General features: G+C 38.9%; 15 protein-coding genes and 1 riboswitch. Of the genes, 12 read left to right on the top strand and 3 right to left on the bottom strand.

Going from position 1 to position 15,461, the window contains the following annotated elements; genetic code table 11:
- Nucleotides 1–206: 206 nt before the first annotated feature.
- The gene (locus tag IC621_RS00625) at nucleotides 207–443 is read left to right on the top strand and encodes a YqkE family protein (protein ID WP_191154721.1); all 237 of its coding nucleotides are present in this window, start codon (nucleotides 207–209) and stop codon (nucleotides 441–443) included.
- Between the two features lie 37 nt (nucleotides 444–480).
- Nucleotides 481–1,065, top strand: a complete 585-nt coding sequence (locus IC621_RS00620; RefSeq protein ID WP_191154719.1) for a GNAT family N-acetyltransferase — start codon at nucleotides 481–483, stop codon at nucleotides 1,063–1,065.
- 406 nt (nucleotides 1,066–1,471) lie between these two features.
- Here IC621_RS00620 and IC621_RS00615 read toward each other — a convergent pair whose 3' ends face one another.
- The gene (locus IC621_RS00615; protein WP_191154717.1) at nucleotides 1,472–2,392 is read right to left on the bottom strand and encodes an aldo/keto reductase; all 921 of its coding nucleotides are present in this window, start codon (nucleotides 2,390–2,392) and stop codon (nucleotides 1,472–1,474) included.
- A 75-nt stretch (nucleotides 2,393–2,467) separates the two neighbouring features.
- Nucleotides 2,468–2,590 carry a Z-ring formation inhibitor MciZ gene (mciZ, locus tag IC621_RS00610; RefSeq protein WP_191154715.1) on the bottom strand — a complete coding sequence of 41 codons (123 nt, stop codon included), beginning with the start codon at nucleotides 2,588–2,590 and terminating at the stop codon, nucleotides 2,468–2,470.
- A gap of 78 nt (nucleotides 2,591–2,668) precedes the next feature.
- Between mciZ and IC621_RS00605 the strand changes: the two genes are divergently transcribed.
- From IC621_RS00605 to IC621_RS00595, 3 genes are all read left to right on the top strand, one after another.
- A complete protein-coding gene (locus IC621_RS00605) occupies nucleotides 2,669–3,220 on the top strand; it encodes an NUDIX hydrolase (protein WP_191154713.1) in 552 nt (183 codons plus the stop codon).
- Between the two features lies 1 nt (nucleotide 3,221).
- On the top strand, nucleotides 3,222–4,388 hold the full coding sequence (locus IC621_RS00600) for a TIGR00375 family protein (protein WP_191154710.1): 1,167 nt from the start codon (nucleotides 3,222–3,224) through the stop codon (nucleotides 4,386–4,388).
- Between the two features lie 165 nt (nucleotides 4,389–4,553).
- Nucleotides 4,554–5,963, top strand: coding sequence for an NAD-dependent succinate-semialdehyde dehydrogenase (locus IC621_RS00595; RefSeq protein WP_191155044.1), 1,410 nt, complete (start codon nucleotides 4,554–4,556; stop codon nucleotides 5,961–5,963).
- A 441-nt stretch (nucleotides 5,964–6,404) separates the two neighbouring features.
- Here the strand turns inward: IC621_RS00595 and IC621_RS00590 are convergent, their stop codons facing one another.
- Nucleotides 6,405–6,860: a YndM family protein gene (locus IC621_RS00590; RefSeq protein ID WP_191154708.1), complete on the bottom strand. Its 456-nt coding sequence runs from the start codon at nucleotides 6,858–6,860 to the stop codon at nucleotides 6,405–6,407.
- 674 nt (nucleotides 6,861–7,534) lie between these two features.
- A riboswitch (cobalamin riboswitch) is annotated at nucleotides 7,535–7,719 on the top strand.
- A 174-nt stretch (nucleotides 7,720–7,893) separates the two neighbouring features.
- Between IC621_RS00590 and IC621_RS00585 the strand changes: the two genes are divergently transcribed.
- The 7 genes from IC621_RS00585 to IC621_RS00555 are packed head-to-tail and all read left to right on the top strand — an operon-like array spanning nucleotide 7,894 to nucleotide 15,453.
- Nucleotides 7,894–8,883, top strand: coding sequence for an ABC transporter substrate-binding protein (locus IC621_RS00585; protein ID WP_191155042.1), 990 nt, complete (start codon nucleotides 7,894–7,896; stop codon nucleotides 8,881–8,883).
- Complete coding sequence (locus IC621_RS00580; RefSeq protein WP_191154706.1) at nucleotides 8,846–9,898, top strand: FecCD family ABC transporter permease; 1,053 nt, start codon at nucleotides 8,846–8,848, stop codon at nucleotides 9,896–9,898. Before IC621_RS00585 ends, IC621_RS00580 begins: the two co-directional genes overlap by 38 nt.
- Nucleotide 9,899: 1 nt before the next feature.
- Nucleotides 9,900–11,369: an adenosylcobinamide amidohydrolase gene (locus IC621_RS00575; protein ID WP_191154704.1), complete on the top strand. Its 1,470-nt coding sequence runs from the start codon at nucleotides 9,900–9,902 to the stop codon at nucleotides 11,367–11,369.
- Nucleotides 11,366–12,325: an adenosylcobinamide-phosphate synthase CbiB gene (gene cbiB, locus IC621_RS00570; protein WP_191154702.1), complete on the top strand. Its 960-nt coding sequence runs from the start codon at nucleotides 11,366–11,368 to the stop codon at nucleotides 12,323–12,325. Before IC621_RS00575 ends, cbiB begins: the two co-directional genes overlap by 4 nt.
- Nucleotides 12,300–13,379: a threonine-phosphate decarboxylase CobD gene (gene cobD / locus IC621_RS00565; protein ID WP_191154700.1), complete on the top strand. Its 1,080-nt coding sequence runs from the start codon at nucleotides 12,300–12,302 to the stop codon at nucleotides 13,377–13,379. Before cbiB ends, cobD begins: the two co-directional genes overlap by 26 nt.
- Entirely contained in the window at nucleotides 13,373–13,936 is a 564-nt protein-coding gene (locus tag IC621_RS00560) for a bifunctional adenosylcobinamide kinase/adenosylcobinamide-phosphate guanylyltransferase (protein WP_191154699.1), read from the top strand. The genes cobD and IC621_RS00560 overlap by 7 nt, the downstream gene beginning before the upstream one ends.
- Complete coding sequence (locus tag IC621_RS00555) at nucleotides 13,933–15,453, top strand: cobyric acid synthase (protein ID WP_191154697.1); 1,521 nt, start codon at nucleotides 13,933–13,935, stop codon at nucleotides 15,451–15,453. The genes IC621_RS00560 and IC621_RS00555 overlap by 4 nt, the downstream gene beginning before the upstream one ends.
- Nucleotides 15,454–15,461: the final 8 nt, after the last annotated feature.

The raw sequence follows: 15,461 nt of genomic DNA, 5'->3' as shown, positions 1-15,461 counted from the left end.
ATTAACATAATCGATTTATATCGAATAATCGATCTATTCAAATTTTCGAAGATAGGGCTTTCGGTTTAGGAGATACCTTCCATTTTTCAAAAAGGTGTATAACACTTCATCGTTTTTTAAAGCTTCAACTCTTTTTATGTAAAAGATTTCTCAATCCCAGCGTATTATTTTATAATAAGAAAAAATAGGATGAGAGGGTGGATCAAATGGCAACTAAGAAGAATAAGAAATCCAATGAAGGGTCTCTCCATCTAAAGGATTCGCTTAATGATCAATTGTTTCAGCAATTGCAATCGATGAAGAAGGAATTAAAGGAAAAAGAAACTGAAAAAACGGAAAAAGAGCGCGAACAGAAAATAAAAGAGAAGCGTGAACGCGAGAAAAATAAAAGCTTTGAGGAATTGTTAGCGGAAAGCAATCAGGATTGGAAGCAATTTAAATAAATGACATAAGAAAACTGAGATAGTAAGGGAGATTAAAATGGAGATTCAGCAAATCTTTAAAGAGCTGCCAATTTTGGAAACCGACAGATTGCTTTTAAGAAAGCTAAGAAGAGAAGATGCGGAAGATATATTTCAATATGCATCTAAAGAGGAGGTAGCGAGGAATGTAACATGGGATGCTCACCTCACACTTTCAGATACGGAGGAATATCTAGATTTTGCATTTGCTCAATATGAAGGCTCTTCCGTAGCCCCATGGGGGATAGAGCTTAAAGAAACAAACTCTCTTATTGGTACGATAGATTTTGTAAACTGGCATCCAAAACATAAAAAAGCTGAAATTGGTTATGTCCTTTCTCCTTTTTATTGGAATAAAGGGTTAACAACAGAGGCGGCAAACAAAATAATTGAATATGGATTTATCAATATGGATCTAATCCGAATCCAAGCAAGATGCTTCTCAACAAACAAAGCCTCTGAAAAGGTGATGAAGAAAATTGGAATGATGTTTGAAGGAGTTGAAAGACAAGCCCTTTATACAAAAGGGCAACATCGAGATGTGATGGTTTATTCGATTCTAAGAGAAGAGTACGAAAGAAACGAGAAGCGAAAGCGGCTTTAACAAAGGAATAAATGATAAAGCCGCAATTATGCAACCCCTTCAATGACCTGTATCCTTCAAGCAGGACTAAGGGAACGGTGTTTTTTCAAATGTAAAAAAATGATTGTCTTAATGTTACTTGCTGCTAAGCCTTTTTATTGTCCAAAAATAGCTTCTTTCTGTCCCTATCACGATATTTACTTTCCGATTCTGAGAATTTATTATCTGATTGTTCCATTTTATTTTCATTAAATGAAATTTATTGTCCGGTAAAAGTGTTTATAGGTGCCATTTTCATGATTCTCGCTTTCTCCTTTTTTTACAAGCGGATGCAGATTATCTTTGGAGTAAGCCTGAGGTTAGAACATTGATAATTATAAAGCTTAAAATATAAAAACCGAAACCTTCATAGGTTCCGGTCTATTATTTATCCGCGATGCTGTTCATACTTAGAACTTTTTGTGATGCTTTGAAGCTCTTGATATTCATCTTTAGAAAGTGGAGAAGCATTTACGGCATTGACATTTTCTTTTAATTGTTGAATCTTACTAGCCCCTGGAATGACTGCTCCAATAACCTCCTGTTGTAAACAGTAACGAATGGCAGCTTCTGTCAGCGTATGTCCAGGTGTTACTTGATCGATTTTCGGAAGAAGCTTATCAAGCTCTTGAAAAGAATAATCTAAATAACCATCATTCTTAATTTTTTCGCTTGCTTTATTTAATGGCCTCTCAGATAACAGCCCTTTTGCCATGGGCCCTCTCGCAATAACACTCACTTGATTCTCATGAATAAGAGAAAACCATTCTTCTGGCCTCCTGTCAAGTAAGCTATATTGCATCATAATCGATACGATTGAAGATTTTTCTACATATTTTTTAATCACATTTGGACGGATTGAAGAAATACCATAATAACGGATGACACCTTCTTGCTTTAGTTCTTCAAATGCCTCAATTGTTTCATCTATGTTGTCTTCTATTGTTCCCCCATGCAGCTGATATAGATCAATATAATCTGTTTGCAAACGGCGGAGGCTATCCTTCACAGCTTTTTTAATATAATTCTTGGAAGGATCCCAAAACCAGCCATCTTTCCCTTCTTCCCAGCGATTGCCGACTTTTGTGGCGAGAATCACGTCTTTACGGCGGTTTTTTACCGCTTTTCCAACAAACTCTTCATTCAAACCAAAATCATACAAATCAGCCGTATCCAAATAATTAATACCTAGATCAAGTGCCTCATCTACAATAGAAAGAGCCTTTATTTCTTCTTTTCCAAGTGACATACACCCTAGTCCAATTTCACTAACAAAAAGATCAGATTGACCAAGCTGTCGTTTCTGCATGCTTTCACCCCTGTTAAATAGTCTTACTATTAATTTGACACTAGTATAACGAGGAGGAAAAAGCAAACGAATTGATTAGGTTTTTTCTATCCATTCCTTTACCGTTTTAAATTGCCGGCTGTATTTTTTCAGCATATAACGAATCTCCCACGCTTTTCCTACCATTACGACCCTTTTTTCGATACGATACACCTTCATTCTTCCACCCTGCTTTCGTCCAACGTGTATGATAGAATATATGAAGATTAGGATTTGAGTAGAACAGGAGCTGATTGTATGGAGCATTTAAAAGAGAAAACCCTTCATTCTGAAAAACTATTTACAGGAAAAGTGATTGACCTTTATTTAGAAGATGTGGAACTTCCAAACGGTAAAACGAGCAAGCGTGAAATTATTAAACATCCCGGAGCTGTGGCAGTCATTGCGATAACCCCTGAAGGAAAGATCCTAATGGTAGAGCAATATCGGAAAGCATTAGAAAAAGCGATTGTTGAAATTCCAGCCGGCAAGCTTGAAAAAGGAGAAGATCCGGAATATACAGCAAAAAGAGAATTAGAAGAAGAAACAGGCTATACAACGTCTTCCCTGCAGCATTTGATCTCTTTTTATACGTCCCCAGGCTTTGCAGATGAACTTGTTCATTTATATTTAGCTGAAAAAATAGAGAAACTAGAAGTTAAAGCGGAATTAGACGAGGATGAGTTTGTAGAATTATTGGAGGTGTCTTTAGACGAGGCGCAGCAGCTTTTAAAAGATCAAAGAATATTTGATGCAAAGACAGCTTATGCCCTTCAGTACTTAGAGCTGCAGCAAGCCCTTCAAAAATAAGATGAAAACATATTTTGCTGATTTACATATACATATTGGCAGAACCCAATCTTACCGGGCAGTAAAAATTACGGCTGCCAATAATTTAACGCTCGACAACATTCTTATCGAAGCTAGTAGAAATAAAGGGATGGATATCATCGGGATCATTGACTGTCATTCGCCCGAAGTGCTGATTGAGATTGAAAATGGAATAAAGGATGGACGGTATGAAGAGCTTGAGGACGGCGGGGTTAGATATGAGCAAACAACCTTACTGTTAGGTTCAGAAATCGAAATTAATGATGAACGCTGTATTGCCCCTATACATACGCTCGTTTTTATGCCATCCGTTGAAAAAATGAAGCAATTTTCAAATTGGATGAGTGAGCGGTTGAAAAACATTCATTTAAGTTCGCAAAGAATTTATGAAAGCGGACTAACATTACAGCGTAAAGTAAAAGAGCTTAATGGTTTATTTATTCCTGCACATATTTTTACTCCCCACAAAGGCTTATATGGCAGCGGGGTAAAAGCATCTTTAAAAGAAGTATTTGATCCTAATTTAATTGATGCGGTTGAATTAGGATTAAGTTCAGACACAAAAATGGCATCGAAAATCTCTGAGTTGTCACGATACCCATTTTTGACAAATTCGGATGCACACTCTCTTCCCCGTATTGGCAGAGAATATCAGAAGATCATATTGAACGAGCCTACGTTTAAAGAATTCAAACTGGCCTTAGAGCAAAGGGAAGGCAGGTATATAGAAAGCAATTATGGATTAAATCCGCTTCTAGGCAAGTATTATTTGACAACCTGTGCAAAATGCGGAGCTCAAGCTGATTCACAATCCTCTCAATGTTTAATTTGTCAAAGCAAACGATTTACTAAAGGAGTAAGCAACAGATTGGCAGAGCTGGCAGACCAAAAGGATGAAACAAAAAGCAGACCGCCCTATATCCACCAAGTACCGTTGTCCTTTATTCCTGGAGTTGGTCCGAAAACCCTTGAAAAGTTGAAAAATCATTTCGGAACGGAAATGAACATTCTTCACTATGTTTCAGTTGATGAACTCAAAAATGTTATCCCGGAAAAAACAGCAAAGCTTATCCAGGCTGCAAGAGAAGGGAAGCTCTCCCTGGAAGCTGGCGGCGGTGGGGTTTATGGGAAAGTAACAAAAGAATAAGGGAAAAGCAGACATGCCTAAATCCCTCCAGCTTAGATCATATATTGTGCACGTGAGTTCTTGAGATGATACTATTTTAATAACATCATGATAGAAAAGTACAAAAAACTGTTCCACATTGTATAGAAAAAATAGGGGAGGTAGGAGCTGGTGGAAAAAAAGGCAATGTACATTAACAATGAATGGGTAAGCTTAGCGGACACGATTGAGATCGACAACCCTGCTACTAAGGAAACAATTGCTTCAGTACCAAACGGAGGAAAAACGGAAGCGAAGGACGCAGTAGATGCTGCCTATGCCGCTTTTCCTGAATGGGCTGCACGGACTGCTGCTGATCGTTCATCTATCTTGAGAAAATGGTTTGAGCTGATCATTCGGGATCAAGAGGAAATTGCGACACTTATGACAAAGGAACAAGGAAAGCCTTTTAAGGAAGCGTTGGGTGAAGTGCAATATGCGGCCAGCTTTATAGAATGGTATGCAGAGGAGGGCAAAAGAATCTACGGGGAGACAATTCCAGCATCCCATCCTAATAAACGGTTATTTGCCATTAAACAGCCAGTTGGAGTAATCGCTGCCATTACACCTTGGAACTTTCCAGCGGCAATGATTACGAGAAAAGTAGGACCAGCTTTAGCTGCCGGATGCACAGCTGTAGTAAAACCAGCTAAACAGACGCCACTTACAGCGTTAAAACTAGCAGAACTATCAGATGAAGCAGGATTTCCAAAAGGGGTATTAAATATTGTAACTGGCGGCGCAAAAGATATTGGTGATGCATGGCTCTCTGATTCACGGGTACGAAAGCTTTCTTTCACAGGTTCAACTGAAGTAGGTAAAGTGTTAATGAAAGGTGCTGCTGATACTGTTAAGAAGCTTTCATTAGAGCTTGGCGGCCATGCACCTTTCATTGTGTGTGAGGATGCGGATCTCTCAAAAGCCGTGGCGGCTGTGGTCGCTTCCAAATTTAGAAATGCCGGTCAAACATGCGTATGCACGAATCGTGTCTATGTACATGAAGCTATTTATGAAGAGTTTATTTCTCAGTTCAAAGAAGCAGTTGGTCAGTTAAAGGTCGGCAATGGACTGGAGGAAAACGTCACAATTGGTCCGTTAATCGATGATTCCGCTGTAGGTAAAGTAAAAGAACATGTGGCAGATGCAATCGGAAAAGGCGGTCAAATCATTTCAGGAGGGTCCTACTCCAATGAGCTATCAGGCTATTATTACCAACCAACCGTAATTGGAAAAGCGACAGATGATATGCTTTGTATGCAAGAGGAAACGTTCGGACCTGTAGCTCCTGTTGCAACATTTAAAACGATTGAAGAGGCGATAAACAGAGCGAATGATACGCCATTCGGGCTTGCAGCCTATGCGTTTACACAAAATATCACTCAAGCGATTCAAATTAGTGAAAAATTAGAATACGGAATCATTGGCTTAAACGACGGTATGCCTTCTGTACCCCAAGCTCCATTCGGAGGCTGGAAAGAAAGCGGTCTGGGCCGTGAAGGCGGACATCATGGGATGGAAGAGTATCTTGAAGTTAAGTACGTTTCGCTAGGCTTATAAACTCATAAGAAAAACCCATTTCACGAATTGAACGAGAAGGAACTCGGGTATAAGTGCTCAGAGCCTCTTAGTAGAAGCAGTGAAATGGGTTTTTGGCATTTTATTCACTTAAAAAATGATTGAAAACACTTAGCCACTAACAACAAACCAATCGTAGTGCCAACCAATCCTGTTTGATTTTGAGGAAGTAGATCAGGAAGAATTGTTAAAGAAAGTCATGTGCCCTGGCCTTATAGTCCACGGAGATTCTGATTGGGAAGAAAATCTTTTTTCTGACATTACTAGAGTGAGGAATGATATGGCTGCATAAAGAGTCTAGTTTTAGAAATGATCGAAGGATCCTGTCACTTCTTTATGAATCTTGCCTAGGAGCTTGTCCATTAATTGGTTATTGGATCGATTTAAAAGGAAAAGAATCTTGAAGTTTCTTTTCCTTTTTGTCTATTTTTCCTTTTCTGGATTTTTCTTATCGAACACATCTTGTTCTTCTGCAAATTCTGTTCCATATGCCAATCTTGGATTAAAAGCGGACTTTTGTCTCTCGGATTGGTTTGTAAAGAAATGCCGAAGTAAATAGCTGTGAACAAAAACTTCTGCTGCTGTGATAACAATTGCAGACAGAATGCTGCCCCAACCAATTTGAATATAGCTTTCTAATAGAACACTTCCGAAAATCCATACACTTATATAAACAAGTAGAAAATCAGCTACAATGGCTGCCCTTCTGCCTAAACGGGACAGGATAAGCCGGTCTCCAACAATATAGGATACAATGGTAATAAACAAACTAAACGTCACAATATCAACAACTGTCGCATCAAAAAATAAATCAAGTCCAATCGTAAATGCAATGATGCAGGCCACAAATTTCATAAGTAATATACCCGCCGTTTTCATAACTAAACACCTCCCTTTTTCGATTTAGTTTGTATCAAAAATTCGGATCGTATACATAATGACGTCGTTATCCTGAGGATAATAAATGATAAGAACGAGGAGTATGCAGACTTGTTTTATCTATTTATGGTGAATCACCAAGCTAACAGCAGTTGGATCGCTGTTTTTTAAATAGTAATAATTCGAAGAAAGGGAAGAATAAAGGCATAGAATAGTAAAGAGGAAATTGAAAAGGAGACGGCATATCAGAGAATGAAAAAGATTCTAACATGTCTGGTCATTATTTTCAGCATGCAACATGTTTCCTTTGCTTCGGCACAACCAAATTCTAAATTGAAAACAGGATTTATAAAAATGATGATTTATGGGTTAAGGTCGGAGATAAAGAAAAGAGAATAACCAATGGTGAACTTTTAAGATTTCCTAAATGGTCTTTTGATGGCAGCTGGATCGCATATAGTAAAGGGAACAAAGAAAATGAATTTCAGGTTTTTGATTAAGAGCATTGATTTGGGAACCTGGTATTATGAGCATTGGAATTGGGATGAGGTTTTTAGCCTGTATCAACCATTGGTCACAAAGAAAAATCCTCAAACGCAAAATTAACGAATTTTCATAAGTTTCATTAACACAAGCTAACTGGTCTTGTGTATAATGATTTTTGTAGGAAATTTCATATTGACTAAGTAACTGGTGCCGATGTAATTCGGCTTAATAGGGAAGTTGGTGTAATCCAACGCGGTCCCGCCACTGTAAATGGTAGTAACCTAAATATCCCACTGTACATTTTCTTTTGTATGGGAAGGGTTAGGATGCAATGACCATGAGCCAGGAGACCTGCCTGTATACTTCTTCACCAAACCTGCGAGGATAGGAAGGTGTTCACATTGACCCATAAAGTATTGTTACATAAAACTTTGGAAACCGTATGTGAAGATCGACACCTCCATTATTTTATAGGAGGTGTTTTTTTACTCTACAGATAATTACGCTTTGAATGTTGTTAAATAGAAAAATAGGGGGAAAGAAATTGATGAAAAAATATTTATTGACATTGTTATCCGTCTTTTTAACTTTAGGATTAATGGCAGGGTGCAACAGCTCAGCAGAGAAAAATAATGAGCAAAAGCCTGCACAATCCAATGAACAGACAAATACGCAGGAAGAAGGAAGCAATCCGTTTCCTGTTACGATTCAAGATGGAGTCGATGAAAAAGTAGTCATTGAGAAAGAACCGACGAAAATTGTCTCATTGATCCCGAGTAATACAGAAGTAGCATTTGCCCTTGGACTAGGAGAAAAAATTGTCGGTGTATCTGACTTTGACAATTATCCTGAAGAAGTAAGCAAAAAGGAAAAGATAGGCGGAATGGATTTTAATGTTGAAAAAATACTTTCGCTTAAGCCGGAATTAGTTTTAGCACATGCTTCAGGTGCTCATAATTCTGCTGAAGGTTTGCAACAGTTAAGGGACGCAGGTATCTCTGTTCTTGTCGTAAATGATGCTCAAAATTTAGATCAAGTCTATGAATCGATTACAATGATTGGAAAAGCATCGGGAACAGAGGAAAAAGCAGAAGAAATGATTTCTGAAATGAAGACAAAGTTTGAAAACATACAAAAAACAGCGAGTGAGATTCCGGAAGATAAGCAAAAAAGTGTATTTTTAGAAGTACAGCCTGCCCCTGAAATCTATACAGCAGGTAAAAATACTTTTATGAATGAGCTATTAACCCTGGTAGGTGCAAAAAATGCTGCTGCTGATCAAGAAGGATGGGTTAAAATAACAGAAGAAGCCATTATTGAACTGAATCCAGATGTGATTGTAACGACCTATGGATACTATAGTGAAAATCCAGTCGAACAAATAAAATCAAGAGAAGGCTGGGATAGCGTTACAGCTGTCCGCGATGGGCAAATTTATGATATTCATTCTGATTTGGTTTCAAGAACAGGTCCGAGACTGGTAGAAGGAGTAGAGCAGCTTGCAAAAGCAATCTATCCAGACTATTTTAAGGAATAATCGGGCTCTGCAATATATTGGAGCTTTGTTATTTCTCTTCTTTTCTATCTTATTAGGAATTGGTATTGGTACTGTTTCAATATCTCCTGTCATGATCTTGAAGATTATGGCAGGAAGTCCTTTTTCAAAAGACCTTGCAGAAATAGATCCGATGATGGTAAGTATTGTTTGGGACATTCGGCTGCCGCGAGTCATTCTAGCAGGACTTGTTGGAGCTTCCTTAGCCCTTGCTGGGTCAGCATTTCAAGGGTTGCTCCGGAATCCGCTCGCAGATCCTTATACATTAGGAGTTTCATCAGGAGCTTCTGTTGGAGCGGTTTTAGTTCTGTATTTAGGTCTTTCTTTCTTCTCTACTTATACGCTGCCTGTTTTAAGTATTTCATTTGGATACATAACCATTTTAGCTGTTTTAGGTTTTGCTTATTTAGTAGATCGTAATGTTAAAATAGAAACAATTATCTTGGCAGGGATTATTTTTAGTTCTTTTCTAGGTTCCTTCATTTCCTTAATCATTGCCTTAACGGGTGATGAGCTTAGGCAGATTATTAACTGGCTTTTAGGAAGTGTCTCGATGAGAGGCTGGAAATATATTTGGATGATCCTTCCCTTTTTCATAGCAGGAAGCATCTTTTTGCTGATAAATAGTAAAGAATTGAATGTTCTTTCTTTTGGAGAAGAACGGGCTCAATATATGGGAGTAAAGGTGAAACAGAAAAAATATTTCATCCTCATAGGTGCTTCCATATTGACGGGAGCTGCTGTAGCCGTTTCCGGCACGATCGGCTTTGTCGGACTAGTTATCCCGCATCTCACACGTATCATTTCCGGGAATGATCACCGCCACTTGCTTCCATTAAATATGCTGATAGGAGCAGGATTTTTAATGCTCGCAGATTTAGTTGCAAGGACGATCATTTCTCCAACTGAGCTTCCAATCGGAGTCATCACAGCATTAATCGGCGGACCTGTGTTTGCCTTTATTTTAATGAAACAACGACGTGAAAGAAGAGGATAGCATGTTAAAAGCGAATCACGTTACAGGAGGATACAATTCATCTTTTTCAATTAAAGGTGTGTCATTTACGGTTGAAACGGGAGAGTTCTTTGGGATCCTTGGACCGAATGGGAGCGGAAAATCAACCTTGCTTAAAATGCTAACAGGTATTTTGCCATTGCAGGGTGGCAGCATTATCATCGGAGAAAAGCCAATTCATCACTATCACCCAAAGGAATTAGCTAGAATGATTGCCGTATTGCCGCAGCTAAATCGTCTTTCATTTGATTATCAAGTAAAAGAAATGGTTGCACTTGGTCGGTATCCTTATCAAAAAGGGTTTCTTTCGCTTTTGACGAAGAAAGATTACGAAATCATTGAGAAGGTAATGATTGAAACAAATATCCTTTCTTTTCAGGACAAATCAGTTCAAACACTGAGCGGAGGAGAGCAACAGCGTGTCTTTCTTGCCCAAGCATTAGCCCAGCAGCCAAGGCTTCTTATTTTGGATGAACCAACAAACCATTTAGACCTGGCTTTTCAAAAACAATTGTTAGATACGTTGAAAAGGTGGGCTATTGAGGAGGATTTAACCATTCTGTCTGTTTTTCATGATGTAAATCTAGCAAGCTTATATTGCGATAGGATGATGTTAATGAAGGATGGTCAGGTGGAAGGTATTGGGAAAACCGAAGAGGTTGTGTATGAGAAGAAAATCCAAGCGATTTACGAAACCGAGGTTGACAAGCAGTTCCATCCTACTCAGCCAAGCCCGCAAATTGTGTTAAAACCAAGTAAATTGACAGAAAAATCAACGAAGGTTTCACTTGAATGCCTGTCTGTTCAAAAGGATTTTATTAGTTTTCACTCACCAATCCCTCTAAAAACATTATCCTCAGGTGTCATTAATGCGGGTTTTGGATGGTATTCGACCTTTGTTAACAGACATGTGGAAAAAAGCTATAACTGTGATGATTTTCAAGAAGAGCTAACATCCTATATAGCAGAGAAAGGTTTTAATCCAGAAACTACTGTCGGGATGATGACCGCTGTCATTTTAAATGATGCGTCCTGGACCTTTATAGAAAAGGATGGCCTTTCACTGTTTATTATTGTAACAGCTGGAACAGGGAATGCTGTAGATGTAACTTCAGACAGAAAGCTGACATCGAATCATGTAACCATGGGAACCATCAATATCTGGCTTATCATTAATGGGCGCTTAACCGATGAAGCATTCGTGCAGGCAATCATGACCGCCACAGAAGCAAAGGTAAAAGCATTGGTCGATCACAATATAAAAGACGAGCTTTCAAACACAATAGCAACCGGTACTTCGACAGACAGCACTCTTGTTGCTTGTACACAGACTGGCTCGAGCTTTCCTTTTGCAGGCAGTGCGACTGCTCTTGGGAAAGCGATAGGAAAAGGTGTCTATGAATGTACAGTTAATTCAATAAAGAAGAGTGAAAAGAGAATGAAGACAAAATGACAGTGCATTTAACCGCCATTACTATTGCTTTCTTGCTTGATTTGCTTATAGGAGATCCAAAGAACATGCCCCATCCTGTAAAATGGTTTGGGACCAGCATTGTATTTCTGGAAAAGAAATTAAATATAGGGGAAAAAAGAAAAAGAAACGGAGTAATCCTTGTTGTCCTTCTTATATTCATCGTATGTACAGTAACAATTCTCCTGCAGCTATTCTTTTATTCCATTCATATTTATCTTGGCATATTGTTTGAAGCACTTGTTATTTTTACGACCATTGCTCAGAAGAGTTTAAAAGAAGCTGCAATGGAAGTCTATTATCCTTTAGTAAAAAAGGATTTAAAAGCATCAAGAGAGGCCCTGTCTTTTATTGTCGGCAGAGATACTGAGCATTTGCAGGAAGAAGAAATTACACGTGGTGCAGTTGAAACGGTCGCAGAAAATACGAATGACGGGATAACCGCACCGCTTTTCTGGGCATTTGTCGGGGGAGCTCCGCTTGCTATATTGTATCGGCTCGTTAACACGTTGGATTCAATGGTCGGCTATCGGAATGAAAGGTATAACCAGTTTGGCTGGGCGTCAGCAAGACTTGATGACCTTTTAAATTGGATTCCCGCAAGGCTGACAGGATTCATCATGGTGTTATCAGGCAAAGGAGTTCAATCGCTTTGGAGCTGTTTAAGAATTTTAGTTAGGGATGCTAAAAAACATCCTAGTCCAAACAGCGGCTGGGGTGAAGCAGCTATGGCCGCTTTATTGGGAGTTCAGCTTGGAGGGACAAATTATTATAAAGGCATTCGGTCTGATCGTGCTAAAATGGGCAATCACCTTCAGCCCCTAAGAGCAGAACATATCGGCAGTGCATGCGATTTGATGAAAGTAACGGCTGCCGTCTTTCTGATTGCTTGCTGGATAGGAGGTTTACTCATTGAATTTACCATCTCACGGATCTAATCCTCAATATGTATATGAGGCATTAAAGCTAAAACAACCGGATAAAATCGTCGATTTTAGTGTGAACACTAATCCGCTTGGCCCGCCAGATTTTTTAAAGGATCAATGGGGTGCCCTATTTGAGCTTGTTACAGATTACCCTGACCCGCTTGCTTCAGAATTAAGGTCTGTCATAGCAGACAAAGAAGGCTTGAATATTGATCAAGTATTAAGCGGTAACGGTGCGGCAGAACTCATTTTTCTAGTTGCAAGTCTTTTTCATGGTAAGAAAGCCCTTATCGTCAGTCCTGCATTTTCAGAATATGAGCAAGCTCTATTGTCTTATGGCTGTGAAGTAGAAGAATATATTTTAGAGGAAAAGAACGGTTGGCAATTGGACCCTCCTGTTTTGCTGAAAGCATTGAAAGGAAAAGATCTCGTTGTTATTTGCAATCCTAACAATCCGACTGGCATCATGTATGATAAAAATCATATACTCGAGGTCATCTCTTATGCAAAGGATCAAAAAACTTTGGTAATGATTGATGAGGCTTTTTACGATTTTGCTGAAAACTCTCCTACTCTTGCAGCAGAGCTTCCAAATTACCAGAATTTAATTATTTTAAGATCTCTTACGAAAATGTATGCAATCGCTGGTGTTCGGCTCGGCTATGTTTTAGGAAATCGAGACCTCATTCATAAATTAGAAGATAGAAAACCCCATTGGAGTGTCAACAGCCTTGCACAACAGCTCGGTATACGATGCTTACACGAGGCTAACCATGTAAGAAAAACACAGCAATTCATAAAAGCAGAACGCGAAAGGGTTCAATCAAGCTTACACTCTCTTTCTTACAGCGTATTAAAAAGTAATGTTAATTTTTTTCTAGTAAAAGATCTGCACCAACACCGTACGGATCAGTTGTACCAGTTTTTATTATCAAAAGGAATTGTTACAAGACATACGCGCAACTTCAAAGGATTGGAAGGAAGTCACCTTAGAATGGCTGTAAAAACTCGGGAAGAAAATGATAGAATGCTGGAGCAGATGAAAGAGTGGCGAGGTGAATGTTAGCATTCGTAACAGGCGGTGTCCGCAGCGGGAAAAGTCAATTTGCGGAAAGTCTTGCGATGAAAATTGCCAAAAGGGACAACAAATCACTGTATTATATAGCGACAAGTCTTCGGACAGATCAGGAAATGGATGAACGAATTAAGCGCCATCAAGCAAATCGAAGCAATCATCAGCTTCCATGGGGAACATGTGAAAAGTCTAAAGATGTGGGAATGCTGGCAGAACGGTTTAGTAAAAAGGATGTAATCTTATTGGACTGTCTAACGATTTTACTAAGTAATGAAATGTTTCACGCATCAAGACAGGAATTCTCAAATGAATTTTCAAATAAGCTCTTTTTAAAAATTGTCAGGGAGATAGAAAAACTTAAAATGGCAAGTCACACTCTTATTATTGTCACGAATGAAGTTTTTCATGAAAAAGTTTCGACGGACAGAGGGGTATTCTTATACACAAAGCTGTTAGGAAAGCTGCATCAGCACCTTGTAGAATCATCTGATGCAGCTTTTTCTGTTGAATATGGAGTACCAATTGTAAAAAAGGGGAGTTGTATATGAAAGGGATCATGCTCCAGGGTACATCATCAGATGTAGGAAAAAGTCTGCTTGCAACAGCATTATGCCGAATCTTTTTTCAGCTTGGTTATCGAACAGCGCCGTTTAAGTCCCAAAATATGTCCAACAATTCCTATGTGACAAAAGACGGCAGAGAGATTGGCAGAGCACAAGGGTTGCAGGCGGAAGCGGCAAACATTGAAGCAAGTGTATATATGAATCCAATCCTCCTAAAACCGAGAAGTGATATGCAGTCAGAAGTTGTGTTATTTGGAAAAAGTGATGGATCGTTAAACGGCAGGGAATACCGGGAAGGCTATTATGAAAAAGGTCTTTCTGCGATTGGTCTGTCACTCGAAAAATTAGCAGAATCCTGTGATCTGATTGTGATTGAAGGAGCTGGGAGCCCTGTTGAAATCAATTTAAATGACCGGGAGCTTGTCAATATGAAGATAGCCGAGCTTGCGAATGTCCCAGTTGTTTTAATCGCAGATATTGAAAGAGGCGGAGTCTTTGCCAGTATTATCGGAACGCTGGAGCTATTATCAGAATCCGAAAAGAGCAGGGTAAAGGGAATAATCATTAACAAATTCAGAGGGGATTTGTCGTTATTTCAGGATGGAGTCGAGTGGTTGGAGTGCCGGACTGGTATAAAGGTTCTCGGAGTCATTCCATATGTGGAGCATCAAATCGAAGGAGAGGACTCCTTATCACTAAGGCAAAGATTGCAATGGAAAGACGCAAAGCCGATTGACATTGGAGTTATAAAACTGTCTTACTTATCAAATTATACAGATATTGAACCTTTTCTTTATGAGGATGATGTATCTGTTAGAATAATAGATCAAGCAGAAAGTTTTGGTCATCCCGATGCCCTCATTATACCAGGGACGCGCAGTACGATTAGAGACTTGCAAAGCATTAAAGAGTCTGGGTTAGCAGAGAAGGTCATCAACTATGCAAAAACAGGTGGGGTGATTGTCGGGTTGTGCGGAGGGTATCAAATGCTTTCTATAACACTGTTAGATGAGAGTGGAAGTGACACAGATCATAAGGGTCTATTAGAAAAAGGGCTCGGAATATTACCGGTTCATACTATTTTTGAAAGAGAGAAAACAACAATAAGAAGAAAAGCCATCGTCAACAACAAATCAGGATTCCCTCCTATAAGATTATCTGGATTTGAAATTCATCTTGGTAAAACAAGTAACGAACCAAATGCGCCCGGAAGCTCATTTTTACTTTCAGAAGACCAATATGAAGAAGTTGACGGCTGGGCAGTTGAAAATGGCCGGATTATCGGCACTTATTTTCATCATTTATTCCATAATGATGAATGGCGGTGTGAATGGTTAAACCGGATTAGAATTCAAAAAGGTTTGACTTCAAAAACAATCAAACCTATAGAAAAAACGAAAAGTGAAAAATATGACATGCTGGCAGAACACGTGAAAAAACATGTAAATATTGAAGCACTTCTATCGATAATCAACGAATGGAAAACTGAAAAAAATGAATAGAAGGAGAA

Origin of the sequence: Metabacillus arenae, assembly GCF_014773385.1 — a bacterium.
GTDB lineage: Bacteria > Bacillota > Bacilli > Bacillales > Bacillaceae > Metabacillus_D > Metabacillus_D arenae.
Note: the sequence above shows the minus strand (reverse complement) of the source record. Positions and strands in the feature narration are given on the sequence as shown.